This is a genomic window from Novosphingobium sp. 11B, assembly GCF_054589055.1.
On sequence record NZ_BAAILP010000092.1, the window covers coordinates 1 to 2,756 of the forward strand.

Annotated in this window: 3 protein-coding genes; all 3 read left to right on the plus strand. The window is 67.7% G+C overall.

Going from position 1 to position 2,756, the window contains the following annotated elements:
* Positions 1-1,423 (plus strand): ankyrin repeat domain-containing protein (locus ACYPYD_RS07940; RefSeq protein WP_459662701.1); only part of this gene is annotated, 1,423 nt, incomplete at its 5' end.
* Positions 1,424-1,454: 31 nt separating this feature from the next.
* On the plus strand, positions 1,455-1,931 hold the full coding sequence (locus ACYPYD_RS07945; protein ID WP_459662702.1) for a c-type cytochrome: 477 nt from the start codon (positions 1,455-1,457) through the stop codon (positions 1,929-1,931).
* An 8-nt stretch (positions 1,932-1,939) separates the two neighbouring features.
* Positions 1,940-2,626, plus strand: coding sequence for a cytochrome b/b6 domain-containing protein (locus ACYPYD_RS07950; protein WP_271181793.1), 687 nt, complete (start codon positions 1,940-1,942; stop codon positions 2,624-2,626).
* Positions 2,627-2,756 lie beyond the last annotated feature (130 nt).

The following is a 2,756-nucleotide window of genomic DNA, read 5'->3' on the forward strand; positions in this document are numbered from 1 at the left end:
TCCCGAACTTGCTCCGGGACCGCCGGCCGTGAACGGCCCACGCCCCGGCAAGGCACATCGCGCGACGCCGCGCCTAAAGATCGCCACCGGTCCCGGAGCAAGTCCGGGACGACGAGCATTGACCGCCCTGGCTTGCCTTATCGCCACGCCAGCGCAGGCCGACACACTGGCCGATGCCCTTGCCACTGCCGATCCGATCACCGTCGAGGGCGCGCTAAAGGCGGGTGCGGATGCGAACGCGCCGTTGCTCTATGGCGAAAGCCCGCTTGCCCGCGCCATCGAGACGCAGGATCCCGCGCTCGTCGCCGCCCTGCTGAAGCATGGCGCGAAGCCGAATGTCATCGATGCCGAAGGCCTCACTCCCCTCTCCCTCGCCTGTGAGCGCGGCAGTACGGCCATCGTCGGGCAATTGCTCGACGCTCGCGCCGATGTACGCAAGCCCGGGCCTGACGGCGTCACCCCGCTCGCGGTCTGCGCGCGCTACTCGGGCGCAGAGACCGTCACGCAGATGCTGGCGAAGGGCGCGAAGGCCGACAGCCTCGATGCGCGCGGACAGACGCCGCTGATGTGGGCCGCCTCCGCCGGGAACCTCGGCGCGATCGCCGCGCTGCTCAAGGCGGGAGCGAAGGTGAACCGGGCCACCGGGGAAGGCTTCACTCCGTTGTTCTTCGCCATCACCAGCGGCTCGGGCGAGGCGACCCGCGCCCTACTCGATGCCGGAGCCGATACAACCCATCGCGGGCCGGAGAACACCAGCGCCCTGCAACTGGCGCTCTACCAGAAGAACTGGCGTGCCGCCGAAATGCTGGCGCCGCTGGACTTCGACCTCGCCGAGCGCGACCGCAACGGCGAACAGCCGCTCCACGGCGCGGCGAAGGGCGGCGACACGGCGCTGATCGACCTGCTGCTGGCGAAAGGCGCGGATGTGAACGGCCTCACCGGCCCTTCGCGGATCACGTGGGTGACGGAGGCGAACTTCGGCATGCCGCCCGCCCCCGTACCGCCCACACCGCCCCTGCTGCTGGCCGCGCAGGCCGGGCAGATAGATGCTATGAAGTGTCTTGTCGCAGGCGGAGCGAACCGCACTTTCGTCGCCGAGAACGGCGTCAACATCGCCCTCGCCGCCGCTTCGGGCCACAGCGCGGCGGCGCTGGAGGAGGCGCTGGCATTGGCCCCCAATGCCAATGTCGCCGACGCGAAAGGCGCCACGCCGCTGCACCTCGTGATCGGCGGCGGCATGCACGACCAACTCGGCGCGATGCTCAAGGTGCTGGCCGCGCACGGCGCGAAACCTACCCTCGCCAATGCGCGCGGCACAACGCCCGCGCAGATGGCCGAAGGCGGACTTGCGACGGTAAAAGCGGTCTACGATCAAGTCTTTGGCCAAACGGCCGCGCCTGTGTTAGCCACCAATCGTCCTTGAATCCCAACAAACCGATCAGGATCGAAAAACCATGACGCTTTCCAACAAGCTCTCGCTTGCCGTACTCGGCGTGTCCGCCGCCGTTCTAACGGTGAGCGCAACCGTCGCCATCGCCGCCTCGCCCGCCGAAACCGCCATCGCCACCCGCCACGCCAACTTCAAGAAGATGGGCGGCGCCATGAAGGTCCTCAAGGACCAGCTCGCCAGCGGCTCGATCGACAAGGCCCAGGCCGTCGCCGCCGCCAAGACGCTGGCTGCCACCGGCCGCGCGCAGATTGGCCTGTTCCCTAACGGCTCGGGCCCGTCTTCCGGGGTGAAGACCGAAGCCCTGCCCGCGATCTGGACCAACCGCGCCGCCTTCGACGACGCCATGAAGACCTATATCGCCCAAGCCGACAAGCTGGTCGCCGTCGCGGGCACCGGCAATGCCGCGGCCATCGGCGCGCAGTTCAAGGCCGTCGGCGGCGCCTGCGGCTCGTGCCACAAGCAGTTCCGCGCCGACGACTGAGGATACGCATGACTCGCTCCACTACACCCGTCTGGGACCCGACCATCCGCCTGTTCCACTGGCTGCTGGTCGCGCTCATCGCCTTTTCGTGGTGGAGCGGGGAACAGCATGATCTCGAACGCCATCGCCTGTCGGGCTATGGTATCCTCGCGCTGCTGGTGTTCCGCGTCTACTGGGGCTTCTTCGGCCCCCGTACCGCGCGGTTCTCCAGCTTCGTACGCGGGCCGGGTGCGGTCGCGGCCTATTTCAAGGGCCTTGGCCACCGGACGGCGAGCCATGCCGACGGGCACAATCCGCTCGGCGGGTGGAGCGTGGTCGCCATGCTGCTGGCCGTCGGCGCGATGGTGACGGCGGGGCTGTTCGCCAGCGACATCGACATGCTCTACGACGGGCCGCTGGCGACTTACGTGTCGTTCGATCAGTCCTCGGCCGCGTCGGACCTGCATTCGACGATCTTCAACGTGATCCTTGCGCTGGTGGTGCTTCACGTGGTGGCGGTGGTGTTCTACCTTGCGTGGAAGCGCCAGAACCTCGTGCGGCCGATGGTGACCGGCAAGCGCCCGGTTGCTGCGGGAGAAGACGTGGCGGACCTGCGCTGGTCGCCGGTCAAGGCGCTGATCGGCATCGTCATCGCCGTGGCCTTCGCATGGGTAGTCTCGACCGGCTTCCAGTTCGGCAACGCGCCCGCTTACTGAGCCCTCTCTTGCGTCATTGCGAGCGTAGCGAAGCAATCTAGGGCCGCTTAAACCGCCCTGGATTGCTTCGCTACGCTCGCAATGACGATCTGAATCAGGGCGTCGCGTCCTTGTAGCGGTCCCAGTTGCC